This is a genomic window from Kitasatospora sp. NPDC015121 (assembly GCF_055562955.1).
The window spans coordinates 290,575-310,586 of record NZ_JBVHEH010000001.1 but is presented as its reverse complement, the minus strand read 5'-3'; the positions used below and the strand labels follow the sequence as shown (position 1 = coordinate 310,586).

Sequence of the window (20,012 nt, the reverse complement as noted above, 5' to 3'; positions counted from 1 at the left end):
CTCGCCCGGGGGGCGGTCACGCACGGCCGATCGACCGGCCCGGACCGGTCGCCGGACGGATCCCCGAACGCTCCTGACGCAACGTCAGGAGGGCTGCCCCGTGCGGGCGTTCTCCTCGTCCAGGGAGAGCCGGTAGGACGCGAACAGCAGCACCGCGCAGGCCGGGTTCAGCAGCAGGGACAGCAACGCGCCCGGCAGCAGCACCGACAGCGCCGCCTGGCCCAGCACCACCGAGGCGATCCGCAGCGCGGAGGCCCGGCTGCCGCGCAGCAGCCGCCAGGCCCGGCCAAGGCCGCGGCCCTCCAGCAGGACGGCCATCGGCAGCAGCGCGAACACCACCGCCAGGCACAGGCCGAGCGGGAACAGCGCCGGCGTCAGCGACCGCACCAGCGAGTCGTCGCCCAGGAACAGCGCCGACGCCAGCCAGGCCAGCCCGTACGGGTTGACCGCGCTGGTCAGCAGGGCCAGCCGCAGGACGGGGGAGCCCGTCGTCCGCAGCGCCCGCAGCAGGTCGCGCTCGCCGTCCAGCAGGCGCAGCCGGGCGGACCAGAGCCAGCCGCCGAGCACCGCGCCGATCGCGAACATCAGCACCGCCGCGGCCCGCCCGGCGGCCCCGGACCCGATCGCCGCCCCGCCCAGTACGGCCAGCACCACCAGGTGCAGCAGCTCCACCGCGAGCAGCTGCCACCAGCAGGGCAGCGCCCGCTCCTTGGCCACTGCCCACCACGCCGAACCCCGACCCGCCACGTCCTCGATCACGCCCCGACCGTACCGGACCGGCCCGCCCGGCCGAACGCCGCGTCCGCCCGCCCGGCCGCCCGCCCCCCAACCGCGGCCCCGGCCCCGGCTCCGCTCCCGCTACGGCGCGTGCACGATCTGGATCAGGTTGCCGCAGGTGTCGGCGAAGACCGCGGTGGTGACCGGCCCGGCCGTCACCGGCTCCTGGGTGAACGCCACGCCGAGCGCGCGCAGCCGCTCGTACTCGGCCGGGACGTCGTCCACGGCGAACGACGCGGCGGGGATGCCGTCCTCGCGCAGCGCCGCCTGGTACGGCGGGACGGCGCGGTGGCCGGCGGGCTCCAGCAGCAGCTCGGTGCCGTCCGGCTGTTCGGGGGAGACCACCGTCAGCCAGCGGGCCCCGCCGCCGAGCGGCACGTCGTGCTTCTTCACGAAGCCCAGCACGTCGGTGTAGAACGCCAGCGCCCGGGCCTGGTCCTCGACGAACACCGAGGTGAGGTGGATCCGCACACGAGCCTCCAAGGGGTGACGGGCGCCCGGAGCGGCGCCCTCCGTCCGAACCTACCGGCCCGCCCCCGTCCCCGGCGGCGGCCCGCCGTCAGGACGGCAGGCGGGCCGCCAGCGCGTCCAGGAGCAGGTCGAGGGCGAGCGGGTAGGCGCTGCGGCGCATGTCGGCGGCGAGCAGGTCGGCGGTGGCGGTGATGTGCGGGTGGGTGGCGGGGGAGAGGTCGCGGTAGGCGGTGTCCCAGACGCCGTTGTCGGCGCGCCGGGCGGTGGCGGGGAGGGCGAGCGCGGCGGAGTCGAGGACGGCGAAGCCGAGGGCCTGGTCGATGAAGGCGTGGTAGAGGCCGACCGCGTCCGGGTCGGGGAAGCCGGCCGCGCGCAGGATGCCGAGCATGGTCTCGATGGCCCGGATCTCGTTGGCCCGGCCGGTGGTGCGGTACGCGGCGAGGACGGCGGCCTGCGGGTGGGCGAGCGAGCTGGCGTGGATCCGCAGGCCGACCTCGCGCAGGTCGGCGCGCCAGTCGCCGGTGGGCCGCCAGCCGGCCAGGCCGAGGCCGATCAGTTCGTCGGCGACGGCCAGCAGCAGGTCGTCGGTGCTGTGGAAGTACCGGTAGATCGCGCTGGGGTCGGCACCGAGCGCGGTGCCCAGCCGGCGGACGGTGAAGGCCTGGGCGCCGTGCTGGCCGACCAGGCGCAGCGCGGTCTCCACGATGGTCCGCTCGGAGAGCACGGTGCCGTGCTTGGTGGGGCGGCGGCGACGGCGCTCGGTCTCGGGGACGACCCGGTCGGTTCGGTCGGTCATGGCCCGTGAGCCTAGGGCATCCACCCTTATGACAACGGCATTGACGTTCGACAGGAGCGGGGGTTTCATGGCGTCCCTACCGGCGGTTCCCCGCCGGCGACCCCCCACCCGGCGCGCCGAGCCCCCCGAGGCCCGCCGGTCCCGCGTGAAACCCCCGCGCCGACGCACGGCGCACCCCTCACCCGGCGCCCGCCAGCGGGCGTCCCCCACGACACCCTTTCGGCGGTGATCCTTTGGCAACGACGGTCAAGGACCGGGGCCCCGTCCCCGACGGCGGCGGCTCCCCCGCGGGCCCGGACGCGATGCGCAAGTCGGTCGGCGTCGGCGCGGTGGTGGTGATCGCCGCGTCCAGCACGGCCGCCACCACCTCGATCGGCATCGGCCTGGGCCTGATGGCCGGCGTGGTCGGCCTGCACCTGCCGGCCATCATGCTGCTGGCCTTCCTGCCGGTGCTCGCCATCGCCAGCGGCTACGGCCGCCTCAACCGGGTCGAACCGGACGCGGGCAGCTCCTACCGCTGGGTCGGCAAGGCGCTCAACCCGTGGCTCGGCTTCCTGACCGGCTGGGTGAACATCGTCACCACCATCGTCTTCATGGCGTACACCACCACCGTCACCGGCTCGGCGCTCATCCAGCTGGCCGGGAAGGCCGGCCTGCACGCCCTGCCCGGCGTGGAGCTCGACCCCGACTCCAGCTTCCAGTGCACGCTGATCGGCATGCTGGTGCTGCTCACCGCGACCGTGGTCGCCGTCCGCGGCCTCGACCTGGCCGCCAGGCTGCAGAAGTACCTGCTGGTCTTCGAGTACGCGGTGCTGCTCGCGTTCTGCGGCTACGGCCTGTTCGCGGGGGACCAGCCGTTCAGCCTGTCCTGGTACGACCCGTTCGAGATCCCGTCGACGGCGGCGCTCGCCCAGGGCATGGTGCTCGCGGTGTTCTGCTACTGGGGCTTCGAGTCGGTGTTCAGCGTCGGCGAGGAGGTGCACGACCCGAAGGACGCCACCCGCGGCGGCTTCCTGTCGCTGCTGCTGATGCTCGGGCTGTTCCTGTTCGCCGGCACCGCCTTCCAGCGGGTGCTGCCGATCGACGAGCTCGCCGACAACGGCGCCACCGGGCTGGCGTACTTCGCCGACAAGCTCGCCGACCAGCCGCTGGCCGCGCTGCCGCTGGTCGCGCTGACCTTCTCCGCCGCCGCCTCGCTGCAGGCCGCCGTCATCCCGACCGCCCGCGGCACCTACGCGATGGGCCGCGACGGCACCCTCGGCAAGGTCTGGACCCGGCTGCACCCGCGCTTCCGCACCCCCTCCACCGGCACCTGGCTGATCACCGGCATCGCGCTGGCGCTGGCCGGCCTGGCCCTGGTCATCCCGACCGTGACCGAGCTGATCTCGGCCACCGTCAACGCCATCGGCATCGTCGTCGCCCTCTACTACGCGCTGGTCGCGATCGCCTCCGCGGTGCGCTTCCGCCACCTGCTGCGCGCGGACCCCGTCGAGGGCCTCAAGGCGGTCGTCGCCCCGCTGCTCGGCGCGATCGTGCTGCTGCTGGTCGGCGGCTACCTCGCCTGGAGCTTCTACGACAGCGCCGACCACTTCGAACTCTCGGCCGGCAACGGCTGGTTCGAGCTGACCGTGCCGGTCCTGATGATCGGCTCCGGCCTGGTCGCCGCCGCCTGGTCCCGCTGGGGCCGCCGCTCGGCCTACTTCGCCGGCGCCACCGACCGGGCCGGTGCCGCCGCCGAGACCGAACCCGCCACCGCCGCCTGACCCCGGGCCCGGGCCCGGGCGACCGACTCCCGCACCTCACGCAGAAAACGGAGCACCACCCCATGAACCGTGCCGACCTGGTCTTCACCGGCGGGCCGATCCACACCGGCGACGCCGCCCGCACCCGGGCGACCGCGCTGGCCGTCACCGGCGAGCGGATCACCGCGGTGGGCCACGACGAGGTGCGGGAGTTGATCGGCCCCGGAACCGAGGTCGTCGACCTGCACGGCAGGCTGCTGGTCGCCGGCTTCCAGGACGCCCACGTGCACGCCGTCTACGGCGGCATCGAGATGGCCTCCTGCGACCTCACCGGCACCGTCACCGTCGCCGACTACCTGGCCCGGATCGCCGGGTACGCCGCCGCCCACCCCGAGAAGGAGTGGATCACCGGCGGCGGCTGGTCGATGGAGAGCTTCGACGGCGGCCTGCCCACCCGGCAGCTGCTCGACTCCGTCGTCCCCGACCGGCCCGTCCTGCTCTCCAACCGCGACCACCACGGCGCCTGGGCCAACACCCGCGCCCTGGAACTCGCCGGCCTCACCCGGGACACCCCCGACCCCGCCGACGGCCGGATCGAGCGCGAGGCCGACGGCACCCCCAGCGGCATGCTGCAGGAGGGCGCCTGCGGCCTGGTCGGCAGGCACGCCCCCGCCCCCACCGCCGCCGACCGCACGGCCGGCCTGCTCGCCGCCCAGGCGATGCTCCACTCGCTCGGCATCACCGCCTGGCAGGACGCCCTGCTCGGCGAGTTCGGCGGCAACCCCGACCCGTCCGACACCTACCTCGCCGCCGCCCAGGACGGCACCCTCACCGCCCGGGTGGTCGGCGCCCTGTGGTGGGACCGCGAGCGCGGCGCCGAGCAGATCCCCGAACTCGTCGCCCGCCGCGCCAAGTACACCCACGGCCGGTTCCGGGCCGGCTCGGTCAAGATCATGCAGGACGGCATCGCCGAGAACTTCACCGCCGCCCTCACCTCGCCCTACCTGGACGGCTGCGGCTGTGCCACCGGCAACAGCGGCCTCAGCTTCGTCGACCCGGCCGCGCTCAAGGAGCACGTCACCGCCCTCGACGCGCTCGACTTCCAGGTGCACTTCCACGCCCTCGGCGACCGCGCCGTCCGCGAGGCCCTGGACGCGGTCGAGGCCGCCGTCGCCGCCAACGGCCGCCGGGGCAACCGCCACCACCTGGCCCACCTGCAGGTCATCCACCCCGACGACGTCGCCCGGTTCGCCGCGCTCGGCGCGATCGCCAACATCCAGCCGCTGTGGGCCGCCCACGAACCGCAGATGGACGAGCTCACCATCCCCTTCCTCGGCCCCGAGCGCGCCACCTGGCAGTACCCCTTCGGCGCCCTCCGGCGCACCGGCGCCACCCTCGCCGCCGGCAGCGACTGGCCGGTCTCCAGCGCCGTCCCGATCGACGGCATCCACGTCGCCGTCAACCGCCGCGAACCCGGCGCCGACCCGGACGTCCCGGTCTTCCTGCCCGAGCAGCGCCTCGACCTGGCCGCCGCGCTCGCCGCCTACACCGCCGGCACCGCCCACCTCAACCGCCTCGACGACACCGGCGTGCTGCGCGCCGGGAACCTCGCCGACCTGGTCGTCCTCGACCGCGACCCGTTCGCCGCGCCCACCGAGGAGATCGCCGAGACCCGGGTGCTGCGCACCTACGTCGGCGGACGGGCGGTCCACACCGCCGAGTAGACCCACCGGTCCGCGCCCGGACACCCCGCCGGGGGGAGCCCCCCCGGCGGGCCGCCGCCGCGTCCGTCCGGATCACTTCAGGTGCAGCACCGAGGCCTCGAAGGTCCGGAACGCGCCCTCCTGCTTCCACTCCAGCGCCGCCTTCGGGCTGGCCGCCAGCAGCTCCGCGCACTTCGGCGTCGGGTTCTCCGACCCGAGCGCACGGCCCTGGCACTCCGGCACCGGCTTGAACCCGTTCCGGTCCCGCCACAGGCTGCGGCCGGAGACGAACCCGTACTCCAGCGAGTTGCGCGCCAGGTCCTTCAGGTCGGTGTAGGAGAGCGCGTACGTCCGCGCCGCGCGCACGTACTCGTGGGTGATGTCGATCCGCTCCACGCCCGGGTCGTCGGTGGCCAGCGCGGTCGGCACCCCGTACTTCCGGTACAGCGGGAACGGGTGCTCGGCGCCCTCGACCTGGAGGATCTGCGCGTTCGAGGTCAGCGGCACCTCGACCAGCACCTTGCGCTCGGCCAGGGTGCGCAGCAGCTCCGCCGAGTCGTCCTCGTGGGTGACGTCCACGCCGTGGCCGATCCGCTCGGCGCCGGCGGTCAGCACGGCCTGCCGGATGTGGAAGGTCAGGTCCTCCGGCTTGACCAGCCCGGGCGCCAACTCGCCCGCGTGCAGGCTGACATGGGCCTTCGGGTAGAGCGGGCGCAGGTACTCCAGCATCCGCATCTGCAACTGGTAGTTGTCCAGCGAGGACTGGTAGTCCTCCGGCTGCACCAGGTTCACCGCGACGAACCGCTCGTCCTGCGAGGCGAGTTCCAGGCCGAGCAGCAACTGCGCGAACACCCGCGCCGGGGTGGACGCCCGGGAGGCCTGCGACTGGATCCGGACCGTCACCGCGCAGCCCGGCCGGGCCTGCGGGGTGCCGCACCGCTCGGCGGCCTGGTACTCGGCCATCGCGGCGTCCAGGTCGGCCCGGGCCCCGTCCACCAGGCCCTGGACCTGCCCGTCCGCCAGCAGCTTCCGCCGCAGCGCCGCGAAGTCCGGGTCGAAGCCGACCTTGGCGGCCAGTGCCGCCACCCCGACCGAGGACGGGGTCAGCAGGGTCTCCAGGTAGCTCTGGTGCTGCGCCGCCATGGTGTCGGTCACCTCGGCGAGCATCGTGCCCGGGTGGCGCCAGCTGGCCTCGCCGAACTTGCCGAAGGTGGCGAAGAAGTGGTCGTGGCCGGACTCCGGGCCCGGCGTGAAGTCCTGCATCGACCAGGCCCGGATCACCGAGGTGCGGAACTCGCCGTCGGGCAGCGCGTCCTGGGCCGGCCGCAGGGTGCCCTGGCACGGGCCGGTCGCCGAGGTCAGGGTCACCGAGTCGATGCACAGGCCGTCCTGCGCGGCCAGCCGGATCAGCAGCTCGGTGGAGACCGCCCCGGACAGGTGGTTGTGCAGGTCACCGCCCTTGGGCATGGCCCGCAGGAAGGCGTCCAGGCGCGCCGGGTCCTGCCGGATCCCGTCCAGCAGGCCGTTGACGGCCGCCTCGGTCGGCCGGGAGCCGGCCCGGTCCGCGGCCTGGGCGGTGGGGGCGAGCGGCAGCAGCAGGGCCGCGCAGGCGGCGACGGCCGCGGCGGAGGTACGGCGTAGCGACATCATGGTCGCCATGCTGACGGACCGTCAGTTCCCGTATGCCGCAAAGCCGTTCATGTCGTGCGCACATCATCCGAACGGGTGTCGTCGCACCGGGACGCCCGCTCGGACGGTCGAATCCTGCTACCCGGCCGGTCGCCCGGTCACTTGCGACCGGACTTGGCCTTGCCGGCGGTGCGGGCCGCCTTGACCGCCGCCGCCTTCTCCGCCGCGTCCCGCACCCGCTGGGCCTCCTTGCGGACCTCGGCCTGCAGCGCGCGCTCGCGGCGCAGCCACTCCGGGTCCTCCTCGCGCAGCGCGTCGATCTGCTCGCTGGTCAGCGCCTCGGTGATCCCGGCGCGGTTCAGGCCGGTCACCGAGACGCCCAGCCGGGACGCCACCACCTGGCGCGGGTGCGGACCGTTGCGGCGCAGGTCGGCGAGCCACTGCGGGGGCTCGGCCTGCATGGCGTTGAGCTCGTCGCGGGTGACGACGCCCGCCTGGAACTCGGCGGGGGTCGCCGCCAGGTAGATCCCCAGTTTCTTGGCCGCGGTCGCGGGCTTCATGGTCTGGGAGGTCTTGGGCTTGGGCGTAGTCATGCGACAAGGATATAGGGAACGCGCCCCTGCCCAGGTCACGGCGGCCCCCGGCGGCGGCCCGCTAGCCTGGGGCCCGTGACCGAGAACGAGCGGCCCGCCGCCCCCACCGCCCCCTTCCGCCTGGTGTACGTGCCGGGAGTGACGCCCACCAAGTGGCTGCGGGTGTGGGAGGAGCGGCTGCCGGACGTGCCGGTCGAGCTGCTCCAGCACGCCCCCGCCGACGGGCACGCCCTGCTGCTGACCGGCGGCGCGGACGCCGGCCTGGTCCGGCTGCCGGTCGACCGGACGGTGCTCAGCGCGATCCCGCTGTACACCGAGACCACCGTCGTGGTGTTCCCCAAGGACCACTGGCTGGCCGCCGCCGAGGAGGTCACCGCCGCCGACCTCGCCGAGGAGGTCGTCTTCCACCCGCAGGACGACACCCTCGCCTGGCCCGAGCTCCCCGGCCGCCCCGCCTTCGAACGGCCCGCCACCACCGCCGACGCGATCGAACTGGTCGCCGCGAACGTCGGCGTCCTCGCCGTCCCGCAGTCGCTGGCCCGGCTGCACCACCGCCGCGACCTCACCTACCGCACCCTGGTCGACGTCCCGCAGTCCCAGGTCGCCCTGGCCTGGCCCGAGGACGCCACCACCGACCTGGTCGAGGAGTTCATCGGCATCGTCCGCGGCCGCACCGCCAACAGCTCCCGCGGCCGCACCGCCGCCGCCGAGGAGCAGCGCCGCCCCTCCGCCACCGCCAAGAAGCGCACCCCCCAGGCCGGCGACCCCAGGGCCGGCACCCCCGGGGCCAAGCCCAAGCCGGGCCGGCGCACCGGCGGCGGCCGCGCCGCCCAGCCCAAGCGCGGCAGCGGCGGCGGCCGCAAGAGGTAGCCCCGCCCGCCCCCGGAGACCCGGCCCGGCGCAATATTGCCACCGCCGCGCCGACCGGGGGAGAGGACTGCGCGGGCGCCGCCCGGGAAGGCGTCACGGGACCGACGCCGCCCCGACGGCCGCGCGCTCCCCGGCGTTCCCGCAGTTGGGGCGGTGTGGCCCGCATGATGGTCGACGGGCATCCTTGCCGTACCGACCCTAGGAGAGTAGCCACGATGGTGCACGCACGGGCGGGCCAGCCGGCCCAGCCGCAGGACTTGATCGACGTCGCCCGCCTGGTGACGGACTATTACGCACTGCGTCCGGACCCGGAGGACGTCGGACAGCGGGTCGCGTTCGGCACCTCGGGCCACCGGGGCTCGGCGCTGCGCTCCGCCTTCAACGAGGACCACATCGCCGCCACCGCGCAGGCCATCTGCGACTACCGGGCCGACCAGGGCACCACCGGGCCGCTGTTCCTCGGCATCGACACCCACGCGCTGTCCGAGCCGGCCCGCGCCACCACGCTGGAGGTGCTGGCCGCCAACGGCGTCACCGTGCTGCTCGACACCGCCGACGGCTACACGCCGACCCCGGCCGTCTCGCACGCGATCCTCACCCACAACCGCACCCGTCCGGCCGCCCTGGCCGACGGCATCGTGGTGACGCCCTCGCACAACCCGCCCGCCGACGGCGGCTTCAAGTACAACCCGCCGCACGGCGGCCCCGCCGACTCCACCGCCACCGGCTGGATCGAGCGCCGCGCCAACGCGCTGCTCGCCGCCGGCCTGGAGGGCGTCCGCCGGATCCCGTACGCCCGGGCACTGGCCGCCGACACCACCGCCCGCTACGACTTCCTCGGCCGTTACGTCGACGACCTGCCCGCCGTCCTGAACCTGGACGCCGTCCGGGACGCCGGCCTGCGGATCGGCGCCGACCCGCTCGGCGGCGCCTCGGTCGCCTACTGGGGCCGGATCGCCGAGACCCACCGGCTCGACCTGACCGTGGTCAACCCGCTCACCGACCCGACCTGGCGGTTCATGACGCTGGACTGGGACGGCAAGATCCGGATGGACTGCTCCTCCCCGTACGCGATGGCCTCGCTGATCGACAAGCGCGACGCGTACGCGCTGGCCACCGGCAACGACGCGGACGCCGACCGGCACGGCATCGTCACCCCCGACGGCGGGCTGATGAACCCCAACCACTACCTGGCCGTCGCCATCGACTACCTGTACCGCCACCGCGAGGGCTGGCCCGCGACGGCGGCGGTCGGCAAGACGCTGGTGTCCTCCTCGCTGATCGACCGGGTGGTGGCCGGGCTCGGCCGCGAACTGCTCGAAGTGCCGGTCGGCTTCAAGTGGTTCGTCGACGGGCTGCTGAACGGCGGCGTCGCGTTCGGCGGCGAGGAGTCCGCCGGGGCGTCCTTCCTGCGCCGCGACGGCTCGCCGTGGACCACCGACAAGGACGGCATCCTGCTGGCGCTGCTCGCCTCCGAGATCACCGCCGTCACCGGCAGCACCCCCTCCGCCCTGCACCGCGAGCTGGTCGCCCGGCACGGCGACCCGGTCTACGCCCGGGTCGACGCCCCCGCCGACCGCGCCCAGAAGGCCGCCCTCGGCGCGCTGGACGCCTCCCGGGTCACCGCCGACGCGCTGGCCGGCGAGCCGATCACCGCCGTCCTCACCCACGCGCCCGGCAACGGCGCGGCGATCGGCGGCCTCAAGGTCACCACCGAGAACGCCTGGTTCGCCGCCCGCCCCTCCGGCACCGAGGACGTCTACAAGATCTACGCCGAGAGCTTCCTCGGCGAGCAGCACCTGGCCCAGGTCCAGTCCGAGGCCCGCGAGCTGGTCACCGAGGTGCTCGCCAAGGCCTGACCCCCGCACCCCGCCCCCGCCCCCGCACCCCTCCGGCTCCCGAGAGCCGGAGGGGTGTTGCATTGTGGTGCAGTCTGTTCGAAGATGTTTGATGTATCGGCTCGTCCTTCCCTGTCTTGAGCCGCGAACCACGAGGAGTGCCGCCGTGCACAAGACGGTGACCAAGCTGGCCGACGGCCGCGAACTGATCTACTACGACGCCGAGCCCGTCCCGCGCGACGCCGCCGACCGGCGCCCGCTGGAGGAGACCGCGAGCGCCTCCGAGGTCCGGATCGACCCGTTCACCGGCGACCCGGTCACCATCGCCGCGCACCGCCAGTCCCGCACCTACCACCCGCCGGCCGACCAGTGCCCGCTCTGCCCCTCGGCCGGCGACCGGCTCAGCGAGATCCCGGACACCGACTACCAGGTCGCCGTCTTCGAGAACCGCTTCCCGTCCCTCGCCGACTCCTCCGCCGCCCACGTCACCGGCCGCACCGACGGCCCGTACGCGCTCACCCCCGGCACCGGCCGCTGCGAGGTGGTCTGCTTCACCTCCGACCACCGCGCCTCCTTCGCCGACCTCGGCGAGGACCGCGCCCGCCTCGTCCTGGACGCCTGGACCGACCGCACCGCCGAGCTGTACGCCGCCCCCGGCGTCCGCCAGGTCTACTGCTTCGAGAACCGCGGCGCCGACATCGGCGTCACCCTCGGCCACCCGCACGGCCAGATCTACGCCTTCCCCTTCACCACCCCGCGCACCGCCCTCGCCCTCGACCGCGCCGCCGCCCACCTCGCCGCCACCGGCCGCAACCTGTACGACGACGTCCTGGCCGCCGAGCGCGCCACCGCCGGACGGGCCGACTCCCGCGTCGTCCTGGCCGCCGCCCACTGGACGGCCTTCGTCCCGTTCGCCCCCCGCTGGCCCTACGAGGTGCACCTCTACCCCAACCGCCGCACCGCCGACCTCACCACCCTCGACGAGGACGCCCGCGCCGAGTTCCCCCGCGTCTACCTCGACCTGCTGCGCCGCTTCGACCGCCTCTTCCCCGCACCCGCCCCCTACATCGCCGCCTGGCACCAGGCCCCCCGCCCCGCCGCCACCGAACTCGCCCTCCACCTGGAGCTGTTCACGCTGCGCCGCACCGCCGACAAGCTCAAGTACCTGGCCGGCACCGAATCCGGCATGGGCGCCTTCATGAACGACGTCCGCCCGGAGACCGCCGCCCGCACCCTCCGCGAACTGTAGGACCCCGCCCCACCGGGAGGGCCCGGACCGCACGAGCGGTCCGGGCCCTCCCGGTGGGGCCCGTGGGTGGGGCCCCTGAGCGCGGGCCCTCCGTCACGACACCCGGTGCGCCCCCTGCGAGGCCACCGCCGGGAACGCCTGCGGCGCGGCGAAGCCCGCCGCCGCGAACGCCTCGCGCACCGCCCGCTCGATCCCCGCCAGCCGGTCGGTCTCCGCCAGGACGAGCACCGAGCCGCCGAAGCCGCCGCCCATCATCCGCGCGCCCAGCGCGCCCGCCGCGTTCGCGGTGGCCACCACCAGGTCGGTCTCCGGGCAGGAGACCCGGTAGTCGTCGCGCAGCGAGGCGTGCCCCGCGGTCAGCACCGGCCCGAGCGCCCGCGGGTCGCCCGCGTCGAGCAGGGCGATCGCGTCCAGGACGCGCTGGTCCTCGGTGACGACGTGCCGCAGCAGCGGCCGCAGCTCGGCGGGCAGCTTCTCCTCGGCCGCGGCCAGCTCGGCGGCGCCGACGTCGCGCAGCGCCCGCACGCCGAGCAGCCCGGCGGCCCGCTCGCAGCCGGCCCGCAGGCCCGCGTACGCGCCGTCGCCGAGGTCGTGCTTGACCCGGGTGTCGACCACCAGCAGCGACAGGCCGACCGCGGTCAGGTCGAGCGGGACCTGGCGGCCGTCCAGCGTCCGGGTGTCGAGGAAGTACGCGTGGCCCGCGACGCAGCAGCTGGACGCCATCTGGTCGAGCGCGCCGCACGGCACCCCGACGTACCCGTTCTCGGCGCGCTGGGCCAGCAGCGCCCGGCCGGGGGCGTCCAGGCCGAGGGCGTACAGGTCGTCCAGGGCGATCGCGGTGGCGCACTCCAGGGCGGCGGACGAGGACAGGCCGGCGCCGGTCGGCACGTCCGAGACGAACGCCAGGTCCGCCCCGCCCACCGGGTGCCCGGCCTCGGCGAGCGCCCAGAACACGCCCGCCGGGTAGGCCGCCCAGCCCGGCACCGAGCCCGGGGCCAGCGCGTCCAGGGCGAACGCGGCCACCGATCCGTCGCCCTGCGCGCTGAACAGCCGCACCGCGCCGTCGGCGCGGCGGCGGGCCGCCACCCGGGTGGTGTGCGGGAGCGCGGCGGGCAGCACGAATCCCTCGTTGTAGTCGGTGTGCTCGCCGATCAGGTTGATCCGGCCGGGCGCGGCCCACACGCCGTCGGGGGAGCCGCCGAAGACGGAGGTGAAGACGGTGGCGACATCGGTCTCGGTGGTCATCGGGCGCTCCAGCGGGCGTTCACGGACGAGCAGGCGGTATATTCAACACATTCAAACACACAACACCAGACCCGAACAGGGGTGGTGGGCCGCCCCGCCAACTATGCTGATCGCCGCCCACCCCCACCCCTTCCGGAGGACACCGTGACGACCGACGGCGGACTGCTCGCCGACCAGCGCCGGGCCCTGATCCTGGACCTGGTGCGCCGCGACGGAGCCGTCAAGGTCGCCGAACTCGTCGACCAGCTCGGCGTCTCCGACATGACCGTCCGCCGCGACCTGGACGCCCTCGCCCGGGCCGGCCGGGTCCGCAAGGTCTACGGCGGCGCGGTCGCCCGCACCACCAGCGCGGAGGAGCCCGCCTTCGAGGCCAAGTCCACCCTGGCCCCCGACGCCAAGGCCGCCCTCGCCGAGGCCGCCGCCGCCCGGGTCCAGCCCGGCACGGTGGTCGCCGTCTCGGCCGGCACCACCGCCTACGCCGTCGCCGCCCGCCTGCTCGACGTCCCGGGCCTCACCCTTGTCACCAACTCCCTTCCGGTCGCCGAGCTCGTCCGCGCCCGAGGCGACAACGGCCCCGCCCTGCTGCTCACCGGCGGCGCCCCCACCCGCTCCGCCGCCCTGGTCGGCCCGCTCGCCGACCAGGCCATCCGCTCCCTGCACGCCGACCTGCTGATCATCGGCGCCCACGGCGTCAGCGAACGCGCCGGCCTCACCACCCCCAACCTCGCCGAGGCCCAGACCAACCGCGCCCTGATCGCCTCCGCCCACCGCACCGTCGCCGTCGCCGACCACACCAAGTGGGGCGTCGTCGGCCTCAGCAGCTTCGCCGCCCTCACCGACCTCGACTGCTTCATCACCGACCGGGCCCTCCCCGCCGACGCCCGGGCCGTGCTCACCGAGTCCTGCGGCGAACTCCTGCTGGTCTGACCCGTCCGGCCGACCACCCCGCGCCCGGCCCCCTACCACCGACCGCCGCCGCGCCGGGCCGGATCCGCGTGCCGGTCCGTGCCACTCGGCGGCGGCCGCTGGACGATTCGCGGGCCGTTTGCGCACACTGGCGCGATGAAGCTCCGAGCGGCCGTCGGCCTGGAACTGCACGAGCTGGACGTGCCCGATCCGGGGCTGCTGCCGTTCGCGGCGGGCAGTTTCGACGCGATCGGGCCGCTGTCCAGGGCGGACTTCCCGCACCGGCACTCCTTCTACGAGCTCGCCTACGTCACGGCGGGCAGCGGGACCCACGTCATCGACCTGGTCGAGCACCGGATCCAGCCGCCGGTGCTGTACGTGGTGCTGCCCGGCCAGGTGCACTGCTGGCGCGGGGCGAGCCGGCTGGACGGCCGGGTGCTGCTGTTCAACGAGGACTTCCTGCACCGGCACCCGGAGGACCTGGCCCTGCTGCGCACCCTGGCGACCGGCCCGGCGCTCCGCCCCGATCCCCGCGAGCACCGCGAACTGATCGGCGGGATCAACGAGTTGGCCACGGAGTACCAGGCCGGGCTGGACGGCGGCCTCGGTGTGATGCAGGCGCTGCTGCACGTCCTGCTGGTGCGCGCGCTGCGGGTGGCCCGGGGGCGCGGCCCGGCCGCCGTGCCCCGGGCGGCGAGCCACCCGCTCGCCGCCCGGTTCGCCCGGATGATCGCCGACGCCGACCGCAGCGACCGCTCGGTCCTCGCGCTGGCCCGCGAACTCGGCGTCTCGGCGGGCTACTTGCACGAGGTGGTGAAGGAGGCGACCGGCCGCACCCCGGCCCGGCTGATCCGCGAGCAGCAGACCCTGGAGGCCAAACGCCTGCTCACCACCACGGACATGACGATCCGACAGGTCTCGGCGGCGGCCGGCTTCTCCGACCCGGCGTACTTCTGCCGCTTCTTCCGGCGCGAAGTCGGCCGCACCCCGGGGGAGTTCCGCGAGAAGGCCGGCTGACCGCGCGCCGACCGTCCGCGCGCCGACCGTCCGCGCGCCGACCGACCGCGAGCCGCCCCCGCCCCGCCCCGCCGCTCCCGCAGTGGTCGCTTAAGGTCGGCCGCGCCCGGCCCGCACCCCGTCCGCCGGTTCCGCCGCAGCTCACCTGACACGGCGTCAACTCGTTCCCCTAAGCCAGCCGGAGGCGTACCCTAAGCCGGCCCGAAGTCCGTCCGAACCCCGGCTGACGCCCGGTCGAACGGGGCGGGCCGGCGGCTGAGGAATGCACCACGTCCCGCCGCCCCCGTCCATCGACGGCCCGGCCGGGCAGGGCCTAGCGTCTGAGGCACCCCACAGCGCCGCCGTGTCGGGAGACCCGACCTCTCCAGGTGTCATGTCCCATCCAAGGGAATCCGGGCGTGCGGCGACCCACTGCAGCAGTCGAACGGAGAGCCATGTCCACCCCCCACAACCCGCTGGACGGCCTGAGCGAACTGGCCGATCGCAAGATCAGCCGCAAGGGCCTGCTCAAGGCGGCCGCCGCGGCCGCCGCCGCGCCGGTCCTGGTCGGCACCGGCGTCGCCCTGGCGCGCGACGCGGTCGCCGCCGACTCGCCGACGCCGCTCCCGCTCACCCCGGAGTGCACCGACGGGCACACCACCATCGAGCAGATCGAGGGCCCCTACTTCAAGCCGGGCTCCCCGCTGCGCACCAGCCTGGTCACCTCCAGCACCCCGGGCGTCCCGCTGACCGTCAGCGGCTTCGTGTTCGGCCGCAACTGCCTTCCGATCGCCGGCGCGCTGCTGGACTTCTGGCAGGCCGACACCAACGGCACCTACGACAACTCGGGCTACACCTTCCGCGGCCACCAGTTCAGCGGCGCCAACGGCTCGTACTCGCTGACCACGATCGTGCCCGGCCTCTACCCCGGCCGCACCCGGCACATCCACGTCAAGGTGCAGGCGCCGAACCAGCCGATCCTCACCACCCAGCTGTACTTCCCGAACGAGCCGCGCAACGCCACCGACACCATCTACGACCCGGCGCTGCTGATGACGGTCCGCCAGGTCGGCAACGGGCGCGAGGCCAGCTTCGACTTCGTGCTCAACGTCAACGGCACCGGCACGCCCAGCCCCAGCCCGAGCCAGAGCCAGGGCTCGCCGACCCCGAGCCCCAGCCCGAGCCAGACCGGCGGCACCACCACCTGGAAGGCCGGCACCAGCTACAAGGCCGGCGACGTGGTCACGTACAACGGCGTCACCTACGTCTGCCTCCAGGGCCACGTCGCCTACGCGGGCTGGGAGCCGCCGAACGTCCCGGCCCTCTGGCAGCGCCGCTGACCCCACCCCGACCCGTCGCTGACCGACCCCACCCCCACGCGGGCGGTCAGCGACGACAGCCACCCGAAGCGGCGGCACGGCCCCACTCCCCGGGAGGGGAAAACCGGGAGACCGGGACCGTGTCCGCCAAGCGCCATGACGGCCCGAGCGCGGGGTGCCCGGGCCGTCATGGCGCACCACCGCCCGCCCGACCCCTCCCGACCCCCGTACGCTCGTCCCCGTGACCGAGCAGCAGCAGTACCAGCACCTGGTGGTGACGACCACCCACGAGGACGAGGCCGCGGCCCGTTCCCTCGCCACCACCCTGGTCCGCGAACGCCTCGCCGCCTGTGCGCAAGTCCACCCCATCCGCTCGGTGTACTGGTGGGGCGGCGAGGTCCAGGACGCCACCGAGTGGCGCGTCGACCTCAAGACCCGGGCCGCCCTGGCCGACCGGCTGATCGCCCGGATCGGCGAACTGCACGACTACGACACCCCCGAGGCGATCGCCGTCCCGGTCACCGCCGGCGCCCCCGGCTACCTCGCCTGGCTGGACGCCGAGACCGAGACCGCACCCGGATGAACCGCCCGCCGCCGGCGCGCCGCGGCCCCCGGGCCGCCGCCTTCCCCGAGCGGTTGTCGGCCCCACCGTCTACGCTCCCGCCCATGCGAGCATCAGGCACCTTCACCGTCCAGGAGTTCACCCCCGCGCCGGTCCCCGGGGGTGGGGTCGAGACCGCCGTCGCGGTCGGCGTCGCCACCATGCGCAAGGAGTTCCGCGGCGAGGTCGAGGGCCGCTCCGACACCCTGTTCACCTCCGCCTTCGACCAGGCCGCGGGCGTCGGCACCTACCTGGCGATGGAGTCCTTCGCCGGCACCCTGCACGGCGCGGCGGGCAGCTTCAACTTCGCCCACTCCGCCACCACCCTCGGCACCGCCCGGGACGACGAGTACTTCGTCATCGTCCCGGGCAGCGGCACCGGCGCCCTCGCGGGCATCACCGGCACCGGCGGCATCGCGATCGACGCGGACGGCACCCACCGCGTCCACCTCGACTACGAACTGCCGTTCCCCCCGGTCTAGTCAGCGCCGCTGTCGAGCCCAGTCGCACAGCACCGGGACGCACCGCTCGGCGAAGTACTCGTAGTCCGCGGCGGTGTTGTACACGTGCGTGGAGAGCCGGAAGTAGCCCGTCCCGGCGAAGCTGGTGAACGCCGCCTCCACGCCGAACCCGCCGGCCAGCCGGTCGCGCAGGGCGTCGGCCTCCAGCCGGGTGCGGCCCAGGCCGGCCGGGAGGCGGACCAGGCGCAGCGCGTTCACCGGGGAGCCGACCTCGGCGGCGGCCGGCTCGCCGGTCGCGTCGCCGATCGCCGCGCCGATCAGCTGTTCGGCGTAGTCGGCGAGTTCGCCCATGTAGCGGCGGGCCTCGGCCCACCCCCACTGCCGTTCGACGAAGTCCAGCGCGGTCGGCGCGGCCAGCGGGCCGGTGGCGTCCAGCGTGCCCTGGGTGTCGAAGCGCTCCGGGAACGGCTCCTCCGCGCCCCAGGAGTCGATCAACGGGTACAGCGCGTGCCGGAGTTCGCCGCGGGCGACCAGCGCGGCGGTGCCGCGCGGCGCGCAGCCGAACTTGTGCAGGTTGCCCACCCAGGCGTCGCAGTCCGCCCCGGCCCGCGGGTCCTCGTCCAGGCCGGGCACGTGCGCGGCGTCGACCAGCAGCGTGATGCCGCGCTCCCGGGCGAACGCGCCCACCAGGTCGACCGGGAGGTAGCGGGCGGTCGCGGAGGTGATCCGGTCCAGCACGATCAGCGCCGTCCGCCCGGTCACCGCCCCGATCACCGCCGCCGCGGCCTCCTCCGGGGAGGCCGCCAGCGGAACGTGCGCGGTGCGCACCGCCCCGCCCCAGCGCCGGGCCAGCCGGGCCGCGCCCATGGTGACCGCCCCGTAGCCGTGGTCGGTGACCAGCACCTCCCCGCCCGCTCGGTGCGGGAGGCTGCCGTAGACGGCGCTCGCCCCGGCGCTGGCGTTCGGCACCAGCGCGGTGTGCTCGGCGGGCACCCGCAGGAAGTCGGCGACCGCGGCGCGCGCGGCGGCCACCCGCCGGGGCAGCGCCGGGAACCAGAGCACCGGCGAGGCGTCCATCTCCTCGCGCAGCCGCTGCTGCTCGCGCTGCGCGACCAGCGGCACCGCACCGAACGAGCCGTGGTTCAGGTGCCGCATCCCCGGGTCGAGCGACCAGCCCGCGGCGGCGGGGCGCCCGTCCGCGAGCAGCAGGGGCTTGGGGGCGACGGCGGTGGCCACGGCTGTTCCCTCCGATCCGGCCGGACGCGGCGCTGCCCCCGGCCTGCCGCGATCCTGGCACAGCCGACGCCCGCGCCGGGCACCGGCCCACCCTCACCCGTACGGGTGGCTTCCGGTTGCGCCGTCCGGGAGTCCGGGGGCCGCGCCGCCATCCTGGTCCCACTGGATCGCACACGACCCGCCCAGTCCCCGGGCGGGCCGCCGACCGAGAACGAGGACCCCCGCATGTCCCAGCAGTTCCGCCTCCCGACCATCCCCGCCCCGCGCCGCCCGCTGCGCGCCGTGCTGGCCCTGGCCGCCGCCTGCACCCTCACCCTCGCGGCCGCCGATCCCGCGGGCGCGGTGATCGACGGCGGCCACAGCGGCCAGGTCTTCCTGGCCGTCTCCCACGACGGCGGCATCCTGCACGACGCCACCGTCTCCACCGACGGCCACTTCGCCGTCGACCGCTTCAGCATCGAGGGCCCCGGCCTGAACAGCGTCCCCGACCACTCCGGCCGCGACGGCGTCCGGCGCTTCGACCTGATCGGCCACACCGTCAGCTCCGGCTCCGTCATCTGCGGCCAGGCCTACCTCAACGGCCGCTCCCTCGGCCGCCCCTGCGTCACCATCCGCTGACCCCCGCCCCCCCGGGCGGCGGTCCCGCCCGCCGCCCGGGCCGGCCCTGGAAGACTGGGCCCGGGCGGGGGACGGGGTCTCCCGCCGAGGACACGACGGACGGGGGAGTCCCATGCGCGTGCGGTCGAGCGGCCGGCACCACACCACCTTCGAGTTCGGCGAGCTGCGGGTGGTCTCGCTGCGGGACGGCCACATCGACATGCCGCCGTCCCGCCTGCGCGGCGAGGACGGCCGCGCGCTCGACGCGCTGCCCGCCGCGGTCCCGCTGGTCGGCAGGAACCTGCGGCTGGCGGTCAACGCCTTCTTCGTCACCGACGGCACCCGCTCGCTGCTCGTCGACACCGGCGGGGCGGACCTCTGGCCCGAGCCCGGCATGGGGCTGCTCCCCGACGCGCTCGACGAGGCGGGCGTCGACCGGGCGGCCGTCACCGACGTGGCGATCACCCACCGCCACCAGGACCACGTCGGCGGCCTGGTCGCGCCGGACGGCTCGGAGGCGTTCCCGGGGCTGGAGCGGGTGTGGATCGGCGCGGAGGACGCCCGGGTGTTCACCGGGCGGCTGGCGCCGCTGCGCGACCGGGTCGTCCCCGTGACGGAGCCGGTCGCGATCAACGACTGGGCCACCGCGCTGCCGACCCCGGGCCACACGCCGGGCCACACCGTCTACCGGGTCGACTCGGGCGCGGGCCGCCTGCTGCTCTGGGGCGACACCGTGCACGTCCCCACCCTCCAGTTCGAACGCCCGGGCGTCACCTGGGAGTTCGACGGCGACCGGCCCCGCGCCCGGGCCGCCCGGGCCGCCCGGGCGGCCCTGCTGGAACGCCTGGCCGCCCCGCGCCACTACGTGGCCGGCGCCCACCTCGACTCGCCCGGCGTCGCCCGGGTCACCCCGGCGGGCAGCGGCTACGCGCTGGAGTACCTCGCGCCCCCGCTCGGCTGACGGGCCGTCCACCCGGTCGCGG

The 20,012-nt window shown here is 75.1% G+C and carries 19 protein-coding genes; 12 read left to right on the top strand and 7 right to left on the bottom strand.

Features of this window, described 5'->3' with window-relative positions:
* Positions 1–84: 84 nt before the first annotated feature.
* The 3 genes from ACZ3J7_RS01375 to ACZ3J7_RS01365 form a co-directional block, all read right to left on the bottom strand.
* Positions 85–759 carry a hypothetical protein gene (locus tag ACZ3J7_RS01375; protein ID WP_465615613.1) on the bottom strand — a complete coding sequence of 225 codons (675 nt, stop codon included), beginning with the start codon at positions 757–759 and terminating at the stop codon, positions 85–87.
* A gap of 99 nt (positions 760–858) precedes the next feature.
* Positions 859–1,248, bottom strand: a complete 390-nt coding sequence (locus ACZ3J7_RS01370; RefSeq protein WP_465615611.1) for a VOC family protein — start codon at positions 1,246–1,248, stop codon at positions 859–861.
* Between the two features lie 88 nt (positions 1,249–1,336).
* Complete coding sequence (locus tag ACZ3J7_RS01365) at positions 1,337–2,044, bottom strand: TetR/AcrR family transcriptional regulator (RefSeq protein ID WP_465615609.1); 708 nt, start codon at positions 2,042–2,044, stop codon at positions 1,337–1,339.
* A gap of 233 nt (positions 2,045–2,277) precedes the next feature.
* Here ACZ3J7_RS01365 and ACZ3J7_RS01360 point away from each other — a divergent pair, with 233 nt between their 5' ends.
* Together ACZ3J7_RS01360 and ACZ3J7_RS01355 are read left to right on the top strand one after the other, a co-directional pair.
* The gene (locus ACZ3J7_RS01360) at positions 2,278–3,807 is read left to right on the top strand and encodes an APC family permease (RefSeq protein WP_465615607.1); all 1,530 of its coding nucleotides are present in this window, start codon (positions 2,278–2,280) and stop codon (positions 3,805–3,807) included.
* A 62-nt stretch (positions 3,808–3,869) separates the two neighbouring features.
* A complete protein-coding gene (locus tag ACZ3J7_RS01355) occupies positions 3,870–5,510 on the top strand; it encodes an amidohydrolase (RefSeq protein ID WP_465615605.1) in 1,641 nt (546 codons plus the stop codon).
* Positions 5,511–5,582: 72 nt separating this feature from the next.
* Here the strand turns inward: ACZ3J7_RS01355 and ACZ3J7_RS01350 are convergent, their stop codons facing one another.
* A complete protein-coding gene (locus tag ACZ3J7_RS01350) occupies positions 5,583–7,148 on the bottom strand; it encodes an adenosine deaminase family protein (RefSeq protein ID WP_465615603.1) in 1,566 nt (521 codons plus the stop codon).
* 128 nt (positions 7,149–7,276) lie between these two features.
* Positions 7,277–7,711, bottom strand: coding sequence for a DUF5997 family protein (locus ACZ3J7_RS01345; RefSeq protein ID WP_465615602.1), 435 nt, complete (start codon positions 7,709–7,711; stop codon positions 7,277–7,279).
* 75 nt (positions 7,712–7,786) lie between these two features.
* Between ACZ3J7_RS01345 and ACZ3J7_RS01340 the strand changes: the two genes are divergently transcribed.
* The 3 genes from ACZ3J7_RS01340 to galT all read left to right on the top strand — a co-directional run bounded on the left by ACZ3J7_RS01340 (position 7,787) and on the right by galT (position 11,668).
* The gene (locus tag ACZ3J7_RS01340; RefSeq protein ID WP_465615600.1) at positions 7,787–8,581 is read left to right on the top strand and encodes a LysR family substrate-binding domain-containing protein; all 795 of its coding nucleotides are present in this window, start codon (positions 7,787–7,789) and stop codon (positions 8,579–8,581) included.
* Between the two features lie 215 nt (positions 8,582–8,796).
* On the top strand, positions 8,797–10,440 hold the full coding sequence (gene pgm / locus ACZ3J7_RS01335; RefSeq protein ID WP_465615599.1) for a phosphoglucomutase (alpha-D-glucose-1,6-bisphosphate-dependent): 1,644 nt from the start codon (positions 8,797–8,799) through the stop codon (positions 10,438–10,440).
* Positions 10,441–10,585: 145 nt separating this feature from the next.
* Positions 10,586–11,668 carry a galactose-1-phosphate uridylyltransferase gene (gene galT / locus ACZ3J7_RS01330; RefSeq protein WP_465615597.1) on the top strand — a complete coding sequence of 361 codons (1,083 nt, stop codon included), beginning with the start codon at positions 10,586–10,588 and terminating at the stop codon, positions 11,666–11,668.
* A 93-nt stretch (positions 11,669–11,761) separates the two neighbouring features.
* Here the strand turns inward: galT and galK are convergent, their stop codons facing one another.
* Positions 11,762–12,913: a galactokinase gene (gene galK, locus ACZ3J7_RS01325; RefSeq protein WP_465615595.1), complete on the bottom strand. Its 1,152-nt coding sequence runs from the start codon at positions 12,911–12,913 to the stop codon at positions 11,762–11,764.
* Positions 12,914–13,057: 144 nt separating this feature from the next.
* On the opposite strand from galK, the gene ACZ3J7_RS01320 reads away from it, so the two are divergent.
* The 5 genes from ACZ3J7_RS01320 (at position 13,058) to ACZ3J7_RS01300 (ending at position 17,217) form a co-directional block, all read left to right on the top strand.
* Positions 13,058–13,840, top strand: a complete 783-nt coding sequence (locus ACZ3J7_RS01320; RefSeq protein WP_465615593.1) for a DeoR/GlpR family DNA-binding transcription regulator — start codon at positions 13,058–13,060, stop codon at positions 13,838–13,840.
* Positions 13,841–13,975: 135 nt separating this feature from the next.
* Positions 13,976–14,836, top strand: coding sequence for a helix-turn-helix domain-containing protein (locus ACZ3J7_RS01315; protein WP_465615591.1), 861 nt, complete (start codon positions 13,976–13,978; stop codon positions 14,834–14,836).
* A 434-nt stretch (positions 14,837–15,270) separates the two neighbouring features.
* Positions 15,271–16,155 carry a dioxygenase family protein gene (locus tag ACZ3J7_RS01310; RefSeq protein ID WP_465615589.1) on the top strand — a complete coding sequence of 295 codons (885 nt, stop codon included), beginning with the start codon at positions 15,271–15,273 and terminating at the stop codon, positions 16,153–16,155.
* Between the two features lie 220 nt (positions 16,156–16,375).
* Complete coding sequence (gene cutA / locus ACZ3J7_RS01305; protein ID WP_465615587.1) at positions 16,376–16,717, top strand: divalent-cation tolerance protein CutA; 342 nt, start codon at positions 16,376–16,378, stop codon at positions 16,715–16,717.
* Positions 16,718–16,800: 83 nt separating this feature from the next.
* Complete coding sequence (locus ACZ3J7_RS01300) at positions 16,801–17,217, top strand: DUF3224 domain-containing protein (protein ID WP_465615585.1); 417 nt, start codon at positions 16,801–16,803, stop codon at positions 17,215–17,217.
* Here ACZ3J7_RS01300 and ACZ3J7_RS01295 read toward each other — a convergent pair whose 3' ends face one another.
* Positions 17,218–18,432, bottom strand: a complete 1,215-nt coding sequence (locus ACZ3J7_RS01295; protein ID WP_465615583.1) for an aminotransferase class V-fold PLP-dependent enzyme — start codon at positions 18,430–18,432, stop codon at positions 17,218–17,220.
* Between the two features lie 225 nt (positions 18,433–18,657).
* Between ACZ3J7_RS01295 and ACZ3J7_RS01290 the strand changes: the two genes are divergently transcribed.
* Together ACZ3J7_RS01290 and ACZ3J7_RS01285 are read left to right on the top strand one after the other, a co-directional pair.
* On the top strand, positions 18,658–19,050 hold the full coding sequence (locus tag ACZ3J7_RS01290; RefSeq protein ID WP_465615581.1) for a hypothetical protein: 393 nt from the start codon (positions 18,658–18,660) through the stop codon (positions 19,048–19,050).
* A 112-nt stretch (positions 19,051–19,162) separates the two neighbouring features.
* The gene (locus ACZ3J7_RS01285) at positions 19,163–19,990 is read left to right on the top strand and encodes an MBL fold metallo-hydrolase (protein WP_465615579.1); all 828 of its coding nucleotides are present in this window, start codon (positions 19,163–19,165) and stop codon (positions 19,988–19,990) included.
* The last annotated feature ends 22 nt before the right edge of the window (positions 19,991–20,012 follow it).

What these genes read in the sequence shown, in the direction of transcription:
- pgm (WP_465615599.1), top strand. Translation starts at nt 8,797, where the DNA reads ATGGTGCACGCACGGGCGGGCCAGCCGGCCCAGCCGCAGGACTTGATC.
- galK (WP_465615595.1), bottom strand. Translation starts at nt 12,913, where the DNA reads ATGACCACCGAGACCGATGTCGCCACCGTCTTCACCTCCGTCTTCGGC.
- ACZ3J7_RS01365 (WP_465615609.1), bottom strand. Translation starts at nt 2,044, where the DNA reads ATGACCGACCGAACCGACCGGGTCGTCCCCGAGACCGAGCGCCGTCGC.
- ACZ3J7_RS01290 (WP_465615581.1), top strand. Translation starts at nt 18,658, where the DNA reads ATGTCCCAGCAGTTCCGCCTCCCGACCATCCCCGCCCCGCGCCGCCCG.
- ACZ3J7_RS01350 (WP_465615603.1), bottom strand. Translation starts at nt 7,148, where the DNA reads ATGGCGACCATGATGTCGCTACGCCGTACCTCCGCCGCGGCCGTCGCC.
- ACZ3J7_RS01355 (WP_465615605.1), top strand. Translation starts at nt 3,870, where the DNA reads ATGAACCGTGCCGACCTGGTCTTCACCGGCGGGCCGATCCACACCGGC.
- ACZ3J7_RS01315 (WP_465615591.1), top strand. Translation starts at nt 13,976, where the DNA reads ATGAAGCTCCGAGCGGCCGTCGGCCTGGAACTGCACGAGCTGGACGTG.
- ACZ3J7_RS01285 (WP_465615579.1), top strand. Translation starts at nt 19,163, where the DNA reads ATGCGCGTGCGGTCGAGCGGCCGGCACCACACCACCTTCGAGTTCGGC.
- ACZ3J7_RS01310 (WP_465615589.1), top strand. Translation starts at nt 15,271, where the DNA reads ATGTCCACCCCCCACAACCCGCTGGACGGCCTGAGCGAACTGGCCGAT.
- ACZ3J7_RS01345 (WP_465615602.1), bottom strand. Translation starts at nt 7,711, where the DNA reads ATGACTACGCCCAAGCCCAAGACCTCCCAGACCATGAAGCCCGCGACC.
- ACZ3J7_RS01300 (WP_465615585.1), top strand. Translation starts at nt 16,801, where the DNA reads ATGCGAGCATCAGGCACCTTCACCGTCCAGGAGTTCACCCCCGCGCCG.